We start from the raw sequence: 18,781 nt of genomic DNA on the forward strand, positions 1-18,781 counted from the left end.
TTTTATTCAGGGATCCTTTCGCCCTTGATCGGAAATTTTCCAATTGAGCCGCCGTCGATCATTCCGGAAAAAGTATTTCCGTCCATCTCAAGATCGACTTTCAGGGGCAACTGACCGTTCCCATCGTTATAGGTAAATTCAAACATGACATTTTTGCCATCCACTGTTATATTATCGAGGTCGAAGCGGTAGCCCGACTGATTATCTTTAATCTCTCCGGTAAAGGAATCACCGGATTTATTGATCTGTATTTGCCCGGTTCCTGTACCATTCGGGGTCTGGGCAGAGTAGGACCATGTACCTTCAGGACCTTCACTCTTCTTGCCATTTTTATTCGATGCCTTTTTAGCTTCAAATTCATACATCTTACCCTCAACAAATACATATCGTACCTGTACGCCTTCTTCAAAGTAACTCTTATCTGTAACAACCAGGTTGGCAAGTTTTCCGGAAGAAACTGTTCCTGCAACCCGCGACAAGCCAAGCATCTCTGCCGGATATGTTGTTAAACCGGCAAGCAACACATCCTCTGAAACTCCCTTTTCCTTCATTTTCAGAAGGGTTTTATGGATATCAGATTCCTTTGCTCCCATCGAACTGAATCCGAAACGGATTCCTGCAGAGGTAAAAGTAGCAGGCAGCGTATAATGTTTTTGCAACAAGTCCGATTTGCGTTCTTCAAGTCGCTTTCTTTCATCGCTCCAGGAGGCCTCTTCAGCTGAATCCTTTTTATCTTCCTTCCACTCTGGCAAATCCAGGCTCAGGAAAACAGGCACTCCCGCACTTTTTAAATCATCCTGCACATCCCATCCCTGCTTGATACCGCCAATCATTAACTTGAAGCCAAGCTCATTTCGGAGTGTGAGTACGCGCTGGATTGATTTTACATCCTCTGCGTGAAACATGACAGGCAGCGTACCATCAATCACCGGGTAAAACGCCTCCAAAACGCGATCAGATGATGGCCGTTCCATTCCTGATGGGTTTTGAGAATAAGTCAATGCATTGTTCTTTGCAAGTTGAGCCTGTCGGTATAACTGACGGTATTTCGCCATCACACCTATAACTGTGCTTGGATAAACCCCGCGCGCTCCTTCAAGCTGCGAGTAGAAACTAACAGGGTCCTTGTATACCAGGTCATCTGCATGATCGCCCGAAAGAAGGATGATCGCGCCGGTTCCTGGCAGCATTCTGCCATATGGAACCGCATGCGCCATGGTGAAACCCAGGTTTCTCAGCGCACCGATCGACTTGTCAGACGGATCCAGCATCAGCCGAATATCTGCTTCAGGCGTAATGCCGGCAAGCTCATTTGGCGGGTTGCCCGGATTTTCCACGTTGTTTCGGCGGTTGTTATCTTCCTTCGGCTTTGGAATGCCTGCATTCGACAAACCATCGATGAATCCGGCATAAACAGTCATGGAATCTGCTTTCACATAAATCGCATCCGGAGGGATCGCGATGTTCTGTCCCACTGCATGGATAAGCCCGTTTTTGATGACAATGGTTGCATTTTCCACAATGTTGCCAGGTGAAGTAACCACGCGAACATTCTCCAGCGCATATACGTCGGAGACAGGTCGGAGCTTACTATCCTGTGCTGGTAAAATGTGATAGGAGAAAAGTAGTAGTAACGCCATCAGGAATCTGAAGCGTTGCCTTGTAAAGGTTGAATTCATATTTGCTTTGTTGATTCGTTCCAATTTGCAGTATTTCCTGCAATTACGAATTTAACCAACAGTCAAACAGAATGTTACTTCCTTTTATATAAGCGGTCAATTAATTTTGGCAGAAGAGAAGAGCTGTATCAGGAAACCTTGTATCCCTCATTCATCAGATACTGGCGCGCCTTGTCCCTGAAATCTCCCTGAAGTAAAATTTCACCGTCCTTGATACTGCCTCCAACACCACAAAATGATTTGAGACTTTTCCCAAGTTGCTTGAGGTCTTCTTCACTTCCGCGAAAACCCTGGATAAGCGTCACCTTTTTTCCTGCCCTGGATTTTGTGTCCAGCATCAACCGTAATTTTTGATTTGCGGGTGCAGGTTTGGATTCTTCCTTATCAGAGGAATATTCGTAGTCAAAGTTTTCACTGGTTGAGAACACAATCCCATCCCGCTTCTTCCAATCATTATTTCTTTTTCTTGCCATTTCGTTAAAAGTCTGGACAGGGTATTCTCATTACGTCCTTAGGTGGTTTTCTGGGGTCCCGGTTCGACCAAATATAAGACAGTGAAATCTCATGTGCACCACCACTGGCCGTTCCAAGTTGGGAAATGGTGTAGTCGTAGCTGTATCCGATATTAAAGGTATCCTCGGGTCCTTTTTTTGTGAATCCCAGCAGGAATACTATCGATTCATTATTATTAAATCCATCGATCTGTTTAATGGGCAGCCCGCGGTACCAGGCTCCGATAATTACAGGTTCCAGGGTGAGATACAGGCCCAGATCAAACTGATCAAATTCTCCCTGGGATTTATATTGAAATGTCGGAGTAAGACTTCGCTCCTGCCGGCGCGCGAACAGTCCGCTGCCCATCACACCCGGTTTGAATTGAATCTTATACCCTCCATGAATGGAGTACTTGATAGGAAGTTCCTCTATTTCCACATTTTCTTCAAATGACTGTCTGGGCGTATTCAGATGATTCGCAGAAAAACCAAGCCATGCGTTGGGTGTATAAAGTACACCCCCTGCAGAAAGATCCAGAAAACTTTTATTCGTATTTCCAAATACTTCCCCGGTGGGTTGAATCACTTCACCAAATTCATTGAACTGGTCTCCAAAGGTGAGGTCTGCAAAATTGACATTCCGGTTAAACCAGGCTACCTGGAAGCCGGGCCTGAAGAAAAGGTTTCCAGTAATCTGAAGTTGATACGCATACTGCAATGCCACAGAAGTTGACTTCAACCCGGCCCTTCCTTCCTTGTCGTGCATGAACAGTAAGCCAACCCCACTATTCTTACTTTCAAAGAAGTGATCGATATAACCCGAAAAAGTAACAAAGTTCGCTTCAATTGACGGCCACTGATTTCGATAATTCATTCCGGCACGGGTATACTGTGTGGAACCCGCAAAGGCCGGATTCAGGTACAGGGGTGCCGCATAAAATTGGGAAAATTGTGGATCCTGCGCCTGTGCACGATGGCCGGCGAACAGAATAAAACATATTAATACGAGCAAAGTAAAACGCATCGATCCCAGATTCAAATTCTCACAAAAACCAAAAATAACAAAAGTCTGCTGTAAAACACCGTCGTTTACCAGTCAAAACTTACACTTCATTCTCCGGTTACTATATTTTCCGTAACCTTATAGAAGAAAATACAACAGATATTGAACTGAATAACGTACTAAAACGCTTATTTGTATAATCAACGCTCGCATAATTAAACAAGATTGACAGATCTCGCACAATTTTTGCGGCTCAACATAGTTATAAACATATATCCCGAGGGTTCATGAGCAAAGATTTTTTCAGACAATTTATTCTTGGCTTTTTATTGTTGTTTGTAACAGCTTCATCATTTGCACAAACGCAATCTACTATCTATTGGTATTTTGGCAATAGTGGCAATGGTTTCCGCTTTATCCGCCCGGGATATGCTGCAGAAGCAGTAACGATTCCCCGGAATCTGGGCACAGGCATGAGCGCTGTGGCGACAGACCCGGTTTCAGGCGTTATTCTTTTTTATACTGACGGAATCAATGTTTACGATCGTGATAATAATATCATGCCCAACGGCACCGGACTTTCGGGCTCTGCCGGGGTAAATCAGGGAGTGGCGATATGTGCCAACCCCAATAATTCAAATCAGTATTTCATTTTCACCAATAATGGATCCATACGGGTAACTACCGTTGATATGACCCTGAACGCCGCCAATGCCAATGCCATACCGCGGGGTGACGTTACCTTAAAAAATCAACCTGTCAACGGTCTGCCTGGAACTTATGATCCGGGCATGATCATTCTTCCTAAAAACAGTCGGGATGGCTTTTGGCTGATCGCCCATCAAACAGCCAGCACCAGTTACAATGCGATCGACATCAGTGCCACAGGTACAGCTGCACTACCCCCAACATTTATTGTGAATGCTCCCACCGTGGTCGATAACTTCTCATATAATGCCGAAACCGGGCAACTGGCCATAGCCCCAAGAACCGGTGCAGAGAACGCTGCCATTGTAGCTTTCAATACAGGTACAGGGGCATTTGGTGGGGCTGCAACCACGATACCAGGCACCAGTGGGTCTACACAAGTATATAATATCTATGATACCGAATGGTCGAATACAGGAAGATATCTTTTCCTTTCCGGCAACTTCTCCGGCGCCACCGATGTATTAATGCAGGTGGATTTTACGGATTCACCGCTTACGCTTCGCCCGGTGCCCACACAGAATATGCTGCGCAGCTACGGATTGCAAATGGCGCCCGACAGTTCTATTTATCATCTATATCAGCACACAAACGGTTCTCTTCGCGTAGGCCGGATCAATGATCCGGATACCATAGCGGCCCAGGTTCGATATACTCCAAACGCATTTGGTGGCAATATCAACTACCAGGGAAGACAGTTTCCGGCATTCCTGCCTCCTTTCGATCCAATGATCACCGCAACAATTGAAATTGCCGGCACCTGTGCCAGCGTTCCATCCTTGTTCTTTCCAACAATCGAGCCGGGGGCCGACAGTGTGCGATGGGATTTTGGCGATGGTTCGGGTTCAAGGGATCTTGCACCTTTTCATACGTATGAACAGGGCGGTTCCTACACGGTTTCCTTAATGGTTTACCTGAATGGCGATTCCACTATCTTCTCACAGCCGGCGAATATTACACAGTTTGATCTTCAGATCAGCGGATTCCCACAGTCAGACACCGTTTGTGCTGAGGATTTCGCTGTCGAGTATACCGCAGAGGCACAGTCAGCAGGGGGCGGACAAGGACCGCAGCCTACTTTTAGGTGGTCCAACCAACTCATTGACGATGCAACGACTACCATCGATTCTGCCGGAAATTATTATGTCACGGCAACTGATCCCACCACCGGATGCGTTGCCTATCAATCGCTGCGGGTTGTGGAATACCGTGCGATCCAGCAACGCGCTTTCATCTGGTATTTTGGTGAGCACGGCGGTATCGACTTTAATCCGATTGTCGATGTGAATAATCCCGGCCCTGCGCGGCCTATTCCTTTTGGTGATCCAAATGATCTTTTCGGCGGCAACCAAATGATTGCCCCTGAAGGATGTGCGATTTTCTGCGATGATAATGGAATACCTCTTTTTTACAGCGATGGGGTTGATCTCTACGACAGGCTTGGACAATTGGTAGCAACGGATATCGGTGGCAGTAAAAATGCGACACAATCTGTTTTTATCGTTGATTTCCCCAATGATGCAACTCTGTTCTATATTTTCCTGGCACGCGAGGTTTATGATCCTAGCGGAAACAGTTCTTATGAGCTCAATTATACCGTTTTCGACCTGAAGCAGCGCGACGGTCTGGGCGATCTTGTAAGGGACACCAACGATGATGTCATTATTACCAAACTTTACAGTCCGAATACAGAAAGAATCACCGGTAATCAGAACTGGGTGGTTGTGCACGAATGGGGGAACAGTAATTTCCGTGCATACCCTGTGAATGCGGAAGGCATCGGAGCCGCAGTGGTGAGTAACGTAGGTTCCGTCCATAATTCGGCTTCCAGCAATACTGCCCAGGGCTACATGAAACTTGCGCCTACCGGTAAGCTGGCCGTGGGTGTTTCGCAGTCCAATTCAGAGAATTATGTTGAACTGTTTGATTTTGACAATGCCACCGGCGAAATCAGCAATCCGTTAAGGCTTGATTTTGGTAATGAAACCGGTCAGGTTTACGGTGTGGAATTCAGCTCCGATTACAGAAAAGTCTTTGCAACCATTCGAACCCCGGGTTCAAACGGTCCCAGCAAGGTGTATCGCTGGCAAATTGATACAACAACGGTTGCAGGCAATGAAACGGATCCGTCATTCATCCGCAATTCGCGAAACCTGGTGGCCAATGAAGCGGCCATTGATCTGGGTGCTATGCAACTGGGCCCGGACGGTCAGATTTATATCGCACGTGAAGGGTCTGTAAACCTGGCGACCATTACAAATCCCAATGCAGACATGACCACTGTACCAATTCAGGATGCAGGTTATTTACTCGACGGATTCGGCCTTGGTGAAAATCTTGTTGACGGAGGTTTTACCCGCAGTCTGCTGGGATTACCCAATTTTGCCAGTCAGTACGTCACTTCTCCACAGGAAATCAGTGCGGAAGTTTTCTCAGGATGTATCGGTGAGACACTTGAGTTTAATGTAATTAACACCCAAAGCCTTGAAACCTACCGCTGGAACGTCTATGATTCCGACAGTGTACTGGTTTCCTCAGGGACTGGTGAGACATTTGAGTTCTCCTCCATGACACCCGGGATTTATTCTGTACGGGTAGACGTCATTCCCGATTGTCAGATCGTTGAAAGCATGCCGCTGCCAGCTTTTGCTACATTTGAAATTTTCGGCGAACCGGTGGTAAACATCACCAATATCATCGATCCTTCATCCTGCGGAAACAGCAACGGTCAGTTCACCGTTTCGATTCCTGAATTAACCGGCTCCTATGCATTTGAGCTTTCAGGCCCTATAGCGTTCGTAAGTGACACTATTCCCGGTCCTGTCAATCAAACAGTTAACAACCTACCTGCGGGAACATACAATGTGTATGTGATCAACACCATTACCGGGTGCCAGTCGGCCACTTCTGCAGTCCTAACCGATCAGGGTGTGCGATTTACATTGAATGCTACCCCTACAGACGCTTCCTGCAGCGAGGATGACGGCGAAGTTTCTGTCGCATTGATTCCGGATGCCGGGTATACCATAGGCTATCCTGTTGACTATATCCTGCGACTCGAGGGTTCCAACAACGGCATCATTACCGGTACTTACGATAACGCTGATGGGCTTCAAACCATCAATGCGACCGGATTGCTTGCCGGCGTCTATAACATGGAGGTTACCGAATTGAGCGGTGACGGCTGTACCAACACAATTGAGAATATCGTAATAGGAACACCTCCTCTGGCTACACTTGAGGTTCCTGAAGAAGTTGTTGCCTGTGATGTGAACGAAGCACAAATACCAATAACCACCAATGCCCCGGGCATCCGCGTACTGGATCCGGCGCCCGGAAACTATGAAATAATCAATGGCGAACTCCGGGTTTTTGCACAGGGCGACTGGATTCTTGAAACCGTTGATCAGTCAGGAGCACTTTGCCCCGAAACGGCAACCGTTCAGGTTACTTTCGCTAACTCCGATCCGCTGCCTGCATCCATAGAAAGAAGTTACTCAATTTGTCCGGATGATCCGGTTGAAGAAAACCGATCTGCCATAATTGATCCCGGGAATGCCGTATACTTCTCTCTTGAGTATTTCGATGAAGAGGGTAATCCAATCATCGGCACTGGACCGGATTACAGCCTTGATGGCGATGTGTTAACCGTATATAAGGAAGGTCCGATTCAGATTGAGATTACCAATGCCTTCGGTTGTGTAACGCGCGCCACTATTAACGTGCTCATCGATTGCAAGGCCCGAATCAGTGCACCGGATGCCTTCAGACCCAACAGCAATATTCAGGACAACCAGGTATGGAGGGTATATCCGTTCCTGGTTTCAGAAGATGATTTTCAGGTATTTATTTTTAACCGGTGGGGAGAAATGATCGCTCAGTCATCTGATCTTAATTTTGAATGGAATGGCGGATACGACAATAATCCTGGCAAACCGGTTCCCGGAGGAACCTATGCATACCGTGTTATCTACAAATCCATTTATGAAGACGGACGCGGACTGCAGGAAGAACGGGGCGCTATTTTGCTCATCCGGTAGACAATTCATACTTTGCTAATAACGGACAATTGATACCTTTGTATTAAGACAACATAACTATGAAAAAGAACTACTTTCTTGCCGCATTTTTCCTGTTCCTCCTATCGTTCGCCTCAGCAGACGCGCAGGTCTTCAATACCTCCATCCGAATTACAGTATTGAATGAACTTGGCAACCCTGTTGAAAAAGCGGCTGTCCGGCTATATGTTTCTGAAGAAGACTATCGTAATGAGACCAACCCGGCCACGGAAGTCTACTATACAGATGATAAGGGGCAGGTGAAAATTAAAGACCTCGAAGCACGCATTTATTACGTAAATGCAGAAAAAGGAGACAAAAACAATATCGGGGCAGGCGTTATGACCGACAAGCTGGAAGAAAAGAAATTGAATAAAATTACCATCATCATTGAATAACCTCAGGGGAAGAGAAAACCTTCTGCAGGCTATCGCATCCTATCAACCCTGGGATGAACAGGAGAAAGCACATCAGGAATCAATGGTTGCCTTTTTGCAACGCGAGCCCAATTGCTTTGACAGATCTGTGCTTGAAGGGCATGTAACCGGTTCTGCATGGATCATTAATCCTGAGGGAACCAAATGCCTACTTGTTCATCACAAAAAACTCAATCGATGGCTGCAACCGGGCGGTCATGCTGACGGAAACCCGGATATTTTTGATGTTTCAAAACAGGAAGCAAGGGAGGAAACCGGACTTGAAAACCTGGATAGTGATGGCGACATTTTCGACATCGATGTACACCTGATACCTGCAAGAAAGTCAGACCCTGCCCACTTTCATTATGATGTTCGGTTTAAGTTCACTGCCAGCACCACCGATTCCATTCAAATCTCCGTAGAATCCAATGCGGTTCGCTGGATTTCACTCGATGAGCTGGACGAATATGCGGGAGACGAGCCGTCCATTCGCAGGATGGCCGACAAGACCCTCACTTCACCGGGAAGCGAATAGTAATAATGCAAATCCGATGATCGCCAACCAGAATTTATAAGCAATCAGGGCAGGGATAATGATTATTTCAAGTTGCATGACCACTGCCAGGATAACCAATATTACGGCCAGTGCCTTTAATACATTTCTTGATTTACTACTCATGGTTGAGGCGGTTTAAATGATTGATAGCTGTAAAATTAACCGAATAATCATACCGGCCAAATAAGGAGGGATTGAGATCCGCAGGAAGACCATAAATTGAATAAAAATCCCCAAATTAGCGCTTTACACGCATGGCAATCACTGGAACCGATATTAAATATGCATGCAAAATTCTCTCAGAGGGAGGATTGGTGGCAATTCCTACAGAAACGGTGTACGGTCTGGCGGGCAATGCCCTGAATCCCGAAGCAGTTGCGAGAATCTTTGAAGTAAAGAACCGTCCTTCATTTGATCCGTTGATCGTGCATGTCTCCAATGTTCAGGAGGCCAGGCGATATTCTACTGAATTCCCTGAAAAAGCAGAACTTCTTGCAAGTCATTTCTGGCCGGGTCCTTTAACCCTGTTACTGCCTAAAAATCCTGAAATACCAGATATTGTCACATCCGGAATGCCCGATGTTGCCATTCGCGTTCCGGACAATAAACTCACACTCGAGTTGCTCACAGCCCTGCCCTTTCCTCTGGTAGCCCCCAGTGCAAACCCCTTCGGCTACATTTCACCTACTACTGCACAGCATGTTAATGATCAGCTGGGGGATAAGATTGACTACATCCTCGACGGAGGTGCGGCACGGGTTGGTCTTGAATCAACTATTGTCGGATTTCCAGCGAATCAGCCTACGATCTATCGGCTCGGCGGCCTGAGTGTTGATGAAATTGAAAAGTTGACCGGACATTTGGAAATCATGCCCCATTCAAGCTCAAATCCAAAAGCGCCCGGAATGTTGAAAAGCCACTATGCTCCGGCAAAACCATTCAGACTCGAATCGGCCGTTAAAGATAATGTGACAGACGGCAATAACGGTTATCTCCTTTTTTGTGATTCAATTGGTTCAGTACCTATTGAAAACCAACGAATACTTGCGCCCGATGGAAATATGAAGACCGCGGCAAAAAACCTATTCAAATATATGCGCGAACTGGATGCCCTGAATGTAGCACAAATTATTGCGGAGCTCGTACCGGATGAAGGCCTGGGACGTGCGATCAATGACAGGCTGCGACGTGCAGCCTCAGATTCGCAGGACTAATCCGGAACATTCCCTTTCCCGTATCAACTTAGCAAATTCAAAATGCGCATAGTTCACGCGTCATTCGTATATTTAGGACTTCAAAATAATTGCTATGAGATCTATAGACGACATTAACTTTAAAAATAAACGGGCATTAATTCGGGTTGATTTTAATGTTCCCCTGAACGATAAGTTTGAAATTACGGATGACACCCGCATCAGGGCTGCTGTACCTACTATTGAAAAGATCCTCAACGATGGTGGTTCTGTAGTGTTAATGTCGCATTTAGGCCGTCCTAAGTCCGGACCGGAAGATGAATTTTCACTTCGCCATCTGATACCGGATCTTAGTGAACGCTTTAACCAGCAGGTTAAATTTGCCGATGATTGTATTGGCGACAAGGCTGAGGCAATGTCGTCCTCCCTGGAGCCCGGAGAAATCCTTTTGCTTGAGAATCTTCGGTTTTATAAAGAAGAAACCGCAGGGGATGAAGAATTCGCGCGCAAGCTATCCCATCACGGTGATATCTATGTGAACGACGCCTTCGGAACTGCGCACCGAGCCCATGCCAGTACGAGTATTGTAGCGCAGTTTTTCGATACCAAGGTCTGCGGATATGTCATGCTGGCTGAAATCGAAAATGCTAAGAAGGTTCTTGACAATGTGGAAAGACCCTACACCGCGATCATGGGGGGAGCAAAAATCTCCGATAAGATTCTGATCATTGAACGGTTGCTCGATAAGGTAGATAACCTCATTATCGGAGGTGGAATGTCCTATACCTTTTTCAAGGCACTGGGTGGCCAGATAGGCAATTCCCTGGTTGAAGAAGACAAGGTTGACCTGGCGCGTGAACTCATCAAAAAGGCTAAGGAAAAAGGTGTGAACCTTGAATTGCCAATGGATTCAGTAATAGCTGATGCCTTCAGCAATGACGCCAACACTCAGGTATCCGTTAATACCGCCATTCCCGATGGCTGGATGGGACTGGATATCGGACCTCAGGCACGCGAGGTATTTTCCAGGATTATCACTTCAAGCAAAACAATTCTATGGAACGGTCCGATGGGTGTTTTTGAAATGAGCAAATTCGCCGCAGGTACGGAGGCCATTGCTGAAGCCGTTGTGAAAGCAACGAAAAATGGTGGTTTCAGTTTAATTGGCGGTGGCGATTCCGCAGCCGCAGTGAACAACCTGGGCTACGGAGATGATGTTTCGTACGTTTCTACGGGCGGCGGCGCACTTCTGGAATACATGGAAGGCAAAGTGTTGCCGGGTGTGGCTGCACTAGAAGATTAATCGAACCGTATACTCTTGATGGGTTCCACCCGGCTGATGGCGAGTGTGGGAATAAGTATGATCAGGGCTACAACAACCAGCGTTAAAACATTCAGGAAAACGACTATCTCCCAGTTCCAACCGATCGGCACAAAGCTCATGTAGTAGTCCTTTGGATTTAATGGTATTATCTTGAAGAAATACTGAATAAGACAGAGGCCCAGTCCAAGCACGTTACCAAGGAGAAGTCCCCGGGCAATGATACCAATGCCGTGATAGGAGAAAATGCGTCGAACCATCCTGTTGGTTGATCCAAATGCTTTCAGCAAACCAATCATCTGGGTCCGCTCCATGATCAGGATAAGAATTATCGAAATCATATTAACGCACACCACCAGTAAAATGATGGTAAGAAAAATATTTACCTGCCTGCTGATGAGGTGCAGCCAGTCGAATACCTGAATATATTTGTCGCTCACCTTCTGAACAGCCATGTCGTAATTCATCAGGCGAAGGACGCGGGCTTCAGCCTCATCCATATTACGGGTATCCTTAACAAAGATTTCCATTCCGCCGGCGACGCTGTCAGCCCAGTTATTAAGACGCTGAATCAGCCGGATATCCCCGATAATAAACTTGTTATCATAATACTCAGAGAGGTTCGTCTCATAAATACCTACGATCTTAAGACGTCTCACCCGTGGCGGATTCTGAAAAAAATGAACAATTACATCCTCATTGAGCTTCAGGTTGAGCTTATTTGCAATTTCCTTACTAAGCAGTACTTCCTTGCTATACGAAGGGTCATCAAAATTAATGAATCGACCTTCCACCAATGATGGTTCAAACCGCACGGTATCAAATCGGGTACTTACGCCCTTGAAAATAATGCCCAGCACTTCATTTTCAGTCTTGATCAGGCCAGCCTTGTGGCTATATTCCTGTACATGATCAATAAAATCATATGACGCATAATTCTGATACAAATCATTATTCAATGATAGCGGTGCCTCTTCAAATGTATCATTACTGGTATACTTGGTGACGATCATGTGCGCACTGAAGTTATAGATCTTGTTGGTGACCGTTTCCTGGAATCCAATCATAATCAGAAAAGAAATGATCATCACAGCCAGTCCGACACCGATACTGGCAATGGCAATACGGTAGATTGTGGCCGAAAAACCACCCATCTCGTTGCCGGTAATTCTTTTAGATATGAAATAAGGAAGGTTCAAGAATATGCGTACTTTTGATCGTAAGTCACAAATAAACATAAATCTGGTGAACCGGCTTACGATCTTTCTCGCTATTTTCCTTTTGAATTTTTCATGTGCCCGGACGCAATCTGCTGAAACACCCGCCAATGCAACTGCGGAAGTACCTGCAGAATTGACCCTGGGAGCTGCGCGCATGGATGTTTATCTTCCTTTACTGGAAGGAAAACGGGTTGCGCTTCTGGTAAATCACACATCACTTCTGAATGATGTACACCTGGTCGACACACTCCTGTCCAGGAATATTAATATTGTAAAGGTTTTCGCACCCGAACATGGCTTTCGAGGTACGGCAGACGCGGGTGAATCAATTTCAGACGGTAAGGACAAGAGTACGGGCCTGCCGATTATTTCCCTGTATGGATCTAATAAAAAGCCTTCAGCTGAACAGATGAAGGATGTTGACCTGGTTCTTTTTGATATCCAGGATGTAGGCGTTCGTTTCTATACCTATGTCTCCAGTATGCAGTATGTGATGGAAGCATGCGGGGAAATGGACAAGGAAATGATGGTATTGGACAGGCCAAATCCCAATGGCCGGTTTGTGGACGGACCGGTCATGGAAAAGGAATTCATGTCTTTCGTGGGCCTTACGCCGATCCCTGTGTTGCACGGCATGACGGTGGGCGAGCTCGCAGGTATGATCAACAAAGAGGGCTGGTTGTCTGGCGGCATCGAATGTGAGCTTACGGTAGTTCCTATGAAAAATTATCAACATGACTTGTCCTATTCGCTTCCCGTGAAACCTTCCCCCAACCTTCCGAATGATCTTTCCATTCAGCTCTATCCTTCACTATGTCTTTTTGAGGGCACAGTGATTTCGGTGGGCCGCGGTACGACACTTGCCTTTCAGCAGATCGGGCATCCGCTTCTTACTTCGTTGGAGCATTCGTTCACCCCGGTCTCAATTGAAGGCATGGCAAAGTATCCCCCCTTTGAAAATGAAAAGTGCTACGGCACACTATTTACGAGCCGGAATGCGATCGAAGGCTTTGACCTATCATATCTCATTGATTATTATAACCGCTTTCCCGAAAAGGATAAATTCTTCAATAACTACTTTGAAAAGCTTGCCGGTACCGCGGCCTTACGGAAGCAAATAATAAACGGGATGCCGGAAGCGGAAATCCGTGAATCGTGGCAGCCTGATCTGGATGCCTTTAAAAGTCTCAGGAAAGGTTATCTGCTGTACCCGTAATAATTTCGAAAAACGTAGCTTTGCTGCATGAATGATCTGCGCATTGTTTTCATGGGAACACCGGATTTTGCTGTACCCTCCCTTCAGATCCTGGTAGAAAACGGCTTCACCATTGCCGGCGTAATCACTGCGCCGGATAAACCCCAGGGTCGTGGAAGAAAGCTGGCCCCCTCACCTGTAAAAATGTATGCCGAATCTGTTGGACTCCGTGTACTTCAACCTGTAAATCTGAAAGATCCGGCCTTTTTAAATGAGCTGAAATCTTTGAATGTGAATCTTCAGATTGTCGTGGCATTCAGGATGCTTCCGGAAGTCGTCTGGAATATGCCTGCGCTCGGAACATTCAATTTACATGCCTCACTCCTGCCCGATTACCGCGGTGCAGCACCAATACACTGGGCCATCATCAATGGTGAAAAGGAAACGGGTGTTACCACATTTTTTCTGAAACACGAGATCGATACAGGAGAAATTATTTTTCAGGAAAAGGAGGAGATCAGACGCGAGGATAACGTGGGCAGCTTATATGAACGGCTGATGACGAAAGGAGCCAACCTGGTCCTGAAAACTACACAGGCAATAGAATCAGGCAGTTATCCAAGCATGCCGCAGGCAGAAAATCAACCCCTTCATGCCGCACCGAAGATCTTTCGTGAAGACTGTCAGATAAATTTTAATCAGCCATCGGAAAAGGTCTATAACTTCATTCGTGGATTGTCTCCGTTTCCTTCAGCCTGGTTATCTATCGATGACCAAATTGTGAAAATTCTAAAGGCGCACATTTCCGGAGAAAGAAAAGGAATGCCCGGAACAATTTCAACAGATCAGAAATCATTCTGGCATATTCATACAGCCGACGGTTCGATCGCCATCGATGAATTACAATGGCAGGGAAAAAAACGCATGCAAATCGGAGAGTTTCTGCTGGGAAACAGGATTCCGGAAAAACCAGTAAACCAATGAAAATATCAATGATCGTCGCAGTGGGAAAAAACAGGGTCATCGGAAAGGATAATGACCTGATATGGCATCTTCCAGATGACATGTCCTACTTTATGAAAACCACTACCGGCCACTATGTGATCATGGGACGAAAGAACTATGAATCCATCCCTGAAAAGTACCGCCCATTGCCCAATCGCACGAATGTCATCATTACCCGTCAGAGCGAATATGAAGCACCCGGGGCCGTAATTGTCCATTCCATGAATGAAGCCCTGGATTTGGCAAAAGAAGCACAACAGGAAGAGGTATTTATCATTGGCGGCGGGGAAATTTATTCTCTCGGGCTTCCGCATGCCGATTTATTGTACATTACAGAAATTGACGAGTCGTTTGATGGGGACGCTTTCTTCCCTGAAGTTGACTTCTCCAACTGGGGGGAAGTTTCACGCATTCATCATCCTGCAGACGACCGGCATAAACATGCTTTTGATTTTGTGATCTATCAACGGATTAATGGCTGATCAGAAAGTAGTATGGATAACAGGCGCCTCTTCCGGTATCGGAGAGGCACTCGTGGATGAATACCTGAAAGATGGCTACAGTGTAATCCTTTCCGCACGCAGCAAGGATAAACTGGAAGCCATTTCTGATCAGGCTTCCCTAACCTATCCGGGAAAGACCGCTGTTGTTGTTGCCGACCTGGAGGATACTGATTCTTTACCTGCTGCCTGTGAAATGGCTATTCAGCAATTTGGACACATCGACTTACTCATCAACAATGCCGGAATCAGCCAGAGGTCCCTCACTCTGGAAACCGACATTTCCGTTTATGACCGGTTGATGAAGGTGAATTACCTGGGAAATATTGCGCTCACAAAAGCACTGCTTCCCCATTTCATGGGTCGCGGCAAAGGACATGTAGCTGTCATAAGCAGCCTGGTTGGCAAATTTGGGAGCCCGTACCGTTCGGGTTATGCCGCTTCCAAGCATGCACTTCATGGTTTTTATGATTCTGCCCGTGCCGAACTGCATGATTCCAACATTCACTTCACCATTGTTTGCCCCGGGTTCATTCGTACCAATGTATCCGTTAATGCACTTACGGCCGACGGGCAGCCTCTTAATCAAATGGATGATGCGCAGGCCAAAGGCATGTCGCCCGAACGATGCGCACACAAAATCAGGCAAGCCATCAAAAAACGAAAAAATGAGGTCTATATCGGGGGAAAGGAAGTTTATGCGTTATATCTCAAGCGATTCTTTCCTGGCATTTTTGCGAGGATTTTACCAGGGGCCAAAGTTCGCTGAGGCATAAAAGTTATCCCGATGACCAGCCCTCGCACCTCCGTTAATGCTTCGGCAGTGTAACCGGCCGGTCAGAATTTCATGGTGGGGGTTCACAACATTTTTCAAAGGGACGAACAGTTCCAATCATAAATTCTCATTGATAAATTAAAAAAACCTGTTAAACTAGCGGGGCATGGAAATTCTACATCTATTCTATCTTTTCATCGCCGGTATTATTGCAGGATTCATCAATGTCGTTGCAGGCGGTGGCTCTCTGCTCACGTTACCGCTGCTGATTTTCATGGGCTTACCCCCCGCCACAGCCAATGCCACCAACCGGCTTGGGGTAATTACAAATAGTATTTTCGGAGTACTTGGATTTCGTTCAAAGGGCGTATCAGCCTGGCCTTACTCCCTGTATCTGGGAATATCCGGGGCAATAGGTGCATATCTCGGTGCACGGATATCCATGGATATACCGGAGGATATTTTCAATAAAATCATTGCGCTCATCATGGTGATGGTGGTTTTAACGATCATCTTTCAGAAGAAAAGCGGACAGGACGGTTTAGCTGAAAGAATGGGTTTGAAACATAAAGTCGCCGGATACGTCACCTTCTTTTTTATCGGTATTTACGGGGGGTTTCTCCAGGCAGGAGCTGGATTTCTGATCATGGCAGCCCTGGTAGGAATCAACCATTTCAGTCTCGTAAAAACGAATAGCGCCAAGGTTCTTATTGTTCTAATCTATACCCTTTCCTCCCTCGTTGTATTCATCATTGCCGGAATCATTCATTGGGGTTACGCCATTGTCCTGGCAGCCGGATCATCTATTGGTGGCTGGATTGCCAGCCGATGGTCTGTCGACAAGGGAGACGTCTGGATCAAACGCCTCCTTGTCGTGATGGTAATTGTGCTGGCAATCAAACTTTGGTTTTACGACACCTAGACCGTTGCGGGTTCACGATGACCTACCCAGGTAAACCGCTTGATCACATATTCAGGATTGGTAAATGAGGCATTTCCCGAAGGGTTCCCTCCTGTTACATGGAAGTCGCTGAAGCTCGCATTCTGATTCATGTAGATGCCCCCTACCAGGTTAAATGAAACCGGCGTTGCGGCCAGGGACATTTCCTCGGCAATCATTTCCCGCACATCCGGGTCTGTGGTATATGCACCGCAGCTGATCGCGCCGTGGTTTTCGGCCATTTCACGAGCCAGCGCCACAGACTCCTCGATACTTCCTGTACGGATGAGCAGCGCGATCGGACCAAAGAGTTCTTCAGAATATTTGTCCTTATCTGAAGCCTCAACAACTACAACTGCAGGGGTTGCCGTACGTGCCTTGGGAAACATCGGATTTTCAATTTCACGTGATTCAAGCAACACCTTACCGCCAAGCTTTGAAATGCCATTTACCCGATCACAGGTCCGCGCGTTCTGAATCGCGCCCAGTACAAAAGGTCCGGCTTTCGGATTATCCACCAGGCCGTTGATCTGCTCGATTAATTTGGCAGCAAAGTCATCAAACGAAACCTGTCCTTCCGGGGTTGAGATCCCTGAATCAGGAATATAGAAATTCTGGGGGGCTGTACACATCTGGCCTGAGTAAAGGCAAATACTGAAGGCAAGGTTAGCCGCCACTTTATCAATATTTTGAGCGGAATGAAGGATCACAGAATTTACACCTGTCTTTTCAGTAAATACAGTTTTACTTCGAAGTTCCTCCAGGTAATTTCCAAAAACAGAGCCTCCTGTATAATCAATCAGTTTTACCGCCGGGTTTTCTGCCAGGTCCTTTGTGATCAGGTGATCAAAGGTGTCCGGTGCGAGCTGACAGATATCAGGATCCATTCCATTTTCCCTCAGTGCGTCACGAATTTCCGAAACAACGATTGCAATGGGAAGGACTGCGCCAGGATGTGGCTTTACAATCACCGGATTCCCTGTGATCAGGGAAGCATACAAGCCCGGAACGGAATTCCAGGTTGGGAAGGTTGAACATCCAACCACCAGACCAATTCCCTTGGGAACAGCATGCCATGTTTTATCAATGACCAGATTGTATTTTCCCATCGGCTTGTCCCAGCGTGTTTGCGCCGGAAAACGCTTAAGTTCTTCGAAACCTGCTGCAACCGCCTCCAGTGCACGGTCGGCGGCATGCGGACCTGAGGCCTGAAAAGCCATCATGTACCCCTGCCCGGTAGTATGCATGGTTGCATAGGCAATCTCGAAAAAACGATTTTGCATCCCGAACAATGATTCGATGAGAACACCGGCACGATCTTCGGGAATTACTTTTCTCCAAGACTCCCTCGCCTTTTTGGCATTCGAAATCAGCGTATCAACACTCAATGCCGGATATTTAATATTCAACGGCTCCTGAAGGTAGGGGGAAACCTCATCGGAGACCCAGCTTTCAGGTTCATCTGTGTGCATCTCTTCAAAATTGGTGTTCAGATGCGCCTTGAAATCTCCACGGCCTTTTTTATCTGCCTCTTCACCATAGACCGATGATCCTGGGTATTCGGGAAAAGCTGCATAAAAAACTCGTTCATGTAAGGCCTTGATGGCTTTTTCGAGTAATTCCTGATGTTTATCGTATAAATTCATGTTTCGAAAACGTTTTAAATCGCTGTTAGCGAAGATACAGGTTCTGTTATAAATAATTAAATTTGTCTC

General features: G+C 46.5%; 16 protein-coding genes. 10 read left to right on the forward strand and 6 right to left on the reverse strand.

From position 1 onward, the window contains the following. Positions 1–2: 2 nt before the first annotated feature. From LDX50_RS10785 to LDX50_RS10795, 3 genes are all read right to left on the reverse strand, one after another. Positions 3–1,679, reverse strand: coding sequence for an amidohydrolase family protein (locus LDX50_RS10785; RefSeq protein ID WP_225698459.1), 1,677 nt, complete (start codon positions 1,677–1,679; stop codon positions 3–5). A 128-nt stretch (positions 1,680–1,807) separates the two neighbouring features. Continuing rightward, a complete protein-coding gene (locus tag LDX50_RS10790) occupies positions 1,808–2,152 on the reverse strand; it encodes a translation initiation factor (RefSeq protein WP_225698460.1) in 345 nt (114 codons plus the stop codon). Positions 2,153–2,156: 4 nt separating this feature from the next. Beyond that, the gene (locus LDX50_RS10795; RefSeq protein WP_225698461.1) at positions 2,157–3,197 is read right to left on the reverse strand and encodes a PorP/SprF family type IX secretion system membrane protein; all 1,041 of its coding nucleotides are present in this window, start codon (positions 3,195–3,197) and stop codon (positions 2,157–2,159) included. A 266-nt stretch (positions 3,198–3,463) separates the two neighbouring features. On the opposite strand from LDX50_RS10795, the gene LDX50_RS10800 reads away from it, so the two are divergent. The 3 genes from LDX50_RS10800 to LDX50_RS10810 are packed head-to-tail and all read left to right on the forward strand — an operon-like array spanning position 3,464 to position 8,896. Then, positions 3,464–7,924, forward strand: a complete 4,461-nt coding sequence (locus tag LDX50_RS10800) for a PKD domain-containing protein (protein ID WP_225698462.1) — start codon at positions 3,464–3,466, stop codon at positions 7,922–7,924. A gap of 59 nt (positions 7,925–7,983) precedes the next feature. Beyond that, positions 7,984–8,340, forward strand: a complete 357-nt coding sequence (locus tag LDX50_RS10805; protein WP_225698463.1) for a carboxypeptidase regulatory-like domain-containing protein — start codon at positions 7,984–7,986, stop codon at positions 8,338–8,340. Continuing rightward, positions 8,333–8,896 carry an NUDIX hydrolase gene (locus tag LDX50_RS10810; RefSeq protein ID WP_225698464.1) on the forward strand — a complete coding sequence of 188 codons (564 nt, stop codon included), beginning with the start codon at positions 8,333–8,335 and terminating at the stop codon, positions 8,894–8,896. Before LDX50_RS10805 ends, LDX50_RS10810 begins: the two co-directional genes overlap by 8 nt. On the opposite strand, the gene LDX50_RS10815 is transcribed toward LDX50_RS10810, so the two are convergent. Continuing rightward, positions 8,879–9,040 carry a hypothetical protein gene (locus LDX50_RS10815; RefSeq protein WP_225698465.1) on the reverse strand — a complete coding sequence of 54 codons (162 nt, stop codon included), beginning with the start codon at positions 9,038–9,040 and terminating at the stop codon, positions 8,879–8,881. The two genes, LDX50_RS10810 and LDX50_RS10815, sit on opposite strands and share 18 nt — an antisense overlap. Positions 9,041–9,171: 131 nt before the next feature. On the opposite strand from LDX50_RS10815, the gene LDX50_RS10820 reads away from it, so the two are divergent. Together LDX50_RS10820 and LDX50_RS10825 are read left to right on the forward strand one after the other, a co-directional pair. Continuing rightward, a complete protein-coding gene (locus LDX50_RS10820) occupies positions 9,172–10,131 on the forward strand; it encodes an L-threonylcarbamoyladenylate synthase (RefSeq protein ID WP_225698466.1) in 960 nt (319 codons plus the stop codon). Between the two features lie 94 nt (positions 10,132–10,225). Next, positions 10,226–11,413: a phosphoglycerate kinase gene (locus tag LDX50_RS10825; protein WP_225698467.1), complete on the forward strand. Its 1,188-nt coding sequence runs from the start codon at positions 10,226–10,228 to the stop codon at positions 11,411–11,413. Here LDX50_RS10825 and LDX50_RS10830 read toward each other — a convergent pair. Then, a complete protein-coding gene (locus LDX50_RS10830; RefSeq protein ID WP_225698468.1) occupies positions 11,410–12,585 on the reverse strand; it encodes an ABC transporter permease in 1,176 nt (391 codons plus the stop codon). The two genes, LDX50_RS10825 and LDX50_RS10830, sit on opposite strands and share 4 nt — an antisense overlap. Before the next feature lie 49 nt (positions 12,586–12,634). On the opposite strand from LDX50_RS10830, the gene LDX50_RS10835 reads away from it, so the two are divergent. The 5 genes from LDX50_RS10835 (at position 12,635) to LDX50_RS10855 (ending at position 17,048) form a co-directional block, all read left to right on the forward strand. After that, positions 12,635–13,867, forward strand: a complete 1,233-nt coding sequence (locus LDX50_RS10835) for an exo-beta-N-acetylmuramidase NamZ family protein (protein WP_225698469.1) — start codon at positions 12,635–12,637, stop codon at positions 13,865–13,867. Between the two features lie 27 nt (positions 13,868–13,894). Further along, complete coding sequence (gene fmt, locus LDX50_RS10840) at positions 13,895–14,830, forward strand: methionyl-tRNA formyltransferase (protein WP_225698470.1); 936 nt, start codon at positions 13,895–13,897, stop codon at positions 14,828–14,830. Then, positions 14,827–15,333 carry a dihydrofolate reductase gene (locus LDX50_RS10845; RefSeq protein ID WP_225698471.1) on the forward strand — a complete coding sequence of 169 codons (507 nt, stop codon included), beginning with the start codon at positions 14,827–14,829 and terminating at the stop codon, positions 15,331–15,333. The genes fmt and LDX50_RS10845 overlap by 4 nt, the downstream gene beginning before the upstream one ends. Further along, on the forward strand, positions 15,326–16,120 hold the full coding sequence (locus tag LDX50_RS10850) for an SDR family oxidoreductase (RefSeq protein WP_225698472.1): 795 nt from the start codon (positions 15,326–15,328) through the stop codon (positions 16,118–16,120). The genes LDX50_RS10845 and LDX50_RS10850 overlap by 8 nt, the downstream gene beginning before the upstream one ends. Positions 16,121–16,292: 172 nt before the next feature. Beyond that, a complete protein-coding gene (locus LDX50_RS10855; RefSeq protein WP_225698473.1) occupies positions 16,293–17,048 on the forward strand; it encodes a sulfite exporter TauE/SafE family protein in 756 nt (251 codons plus the stop codon). Here LDX50_RS10855 and paaN read toward each other — a convergent pair. Beyond that, positions 17,045–18,712, reverse strand: coding sequence for a phenylacetic acid degradation protein PaaN (paaN, locus tag LDX50_RS10860; RefSeq protein WP_225698474.1), 1,668 nt, complete (start codon positions 18,710–18,712; stop codon positions 17,045–17,047). The two genes, LDX50_RS10855 and paaN, sit on opposite strands and share 4 nt — an antisense overlap. Between the last annotated feature and the right edge of the window lie 69 nt (positions 18,713–18,781).

This window comes from Fulvivirga sedimenti, assembly GCF_020328055.1.

Excerpts from the sequence above, each read along its gene's own strand:
- LDX50_RS10830 (WP_225698468.1), bottom strand. The coding sequence starts at position 12,585 with ATGGGTGGTTTTTCGGCCACAATCTACCGTATTGCCATTGCCAGTATC.
- LDX50_RS10795 (WP_225698461.1), bottom strand. The coding sequence starts at position 3,197 with ATGCGTTTTACTTTGCTCGTATTAATATGTTTTATTCTGTTCGCCGGC.
- paaN (WP_225698474.1), bottom strand. The coding sequence starts at position 18,712 with ATGAATTTATACGATAAACATCAGGAATTACTCGAAAAAGCCATCAAG.
- LDX50_RS10815 (WP_225698465.1), bottom strand. The coding sequence starts at position 9,040 with ATGAGTAGTAAATCAAGAAATGTATTAAAGGCACTGGCCGTAATATTG.
- LDX50_RS10825 (WP_225698467.1), top strand. The coding sequence starts at position 10,226 with ATGAGATCTATAGACGACATTAACTTTAAAAATAAACGGGCATTAATT.
- LDX50_RS10850 (WP_225698472.1), top strand. The coding sequence starts at position 15,326 with ATGGCTGATCAGAAAGTAGTATGGATAACAGGCGCCTCTTCCGGTATC.
- LDX50_RS10820 (WP_225698466.1), top strand. The coding sequence starts at position 9,172 with ATGGCAATCACTGGAACCGATATTAAATATGCATGCAAAATTCTCTCA.
- fmt (WP_225698470.1), top strand. The coding sequence starts at position 13,895 with ATGAATGATCTGCGCATTGTTTTCATGGGAACACCGGATTTTGCTGTA.
- LDX50_RS10785 (WP_225698459.1), bottom strand. The coding sequence starts at position 1,679 with ATGAATTCAACCTTTACAAGGCAACGCTTCAGATTCCTGATGGCGTTA.
- LDX50_RS10845 (WP_225698471.1), top strand. The coding sequence starts at position 14,827 with ATGAAAATATCAATGATCGTCGCAGTGGGAAAAAACAGGGTCATCGGA.
- LDX50_RS10800 (WP_225698462.1), top strand. The coding sequence starts at position 3,464 with ATGAGCAAAGATTTTTTCAGACAATTTATTCTTGGCTTTTTATTGTTG.
- LDX50_RS10835 (WP_225698469.1), top strand. The coding sequence starts at position 12,635 with ATGCGTACTTTTGATCGTAAGTCACAAATAAACATAAATCTGGTGAAC.
- LDX50_RS10790 (WP_225698460.1), bottom strand. The coding sequence starts at position 2,152 with ATGGCAAGAAAAAGAAATAATGATTGGAAGAAGCGGGATGGGATTGTG.
- LDX50_RS10805 (WP_225698463.1), top strand. The coding sequence starts at position 7,984 with ATGAAAAAGAACTACTTTCTTGCCGCATTTTTCCTGTTCCTCCTATCG.
- LDX50_RS10855 (WP_225698473.1), top strand. The coding sequence starts at position 16,293 with ATGGAAATTCTACATCTATTCTATCTTTTCATCGCCGGTATTATTGCA.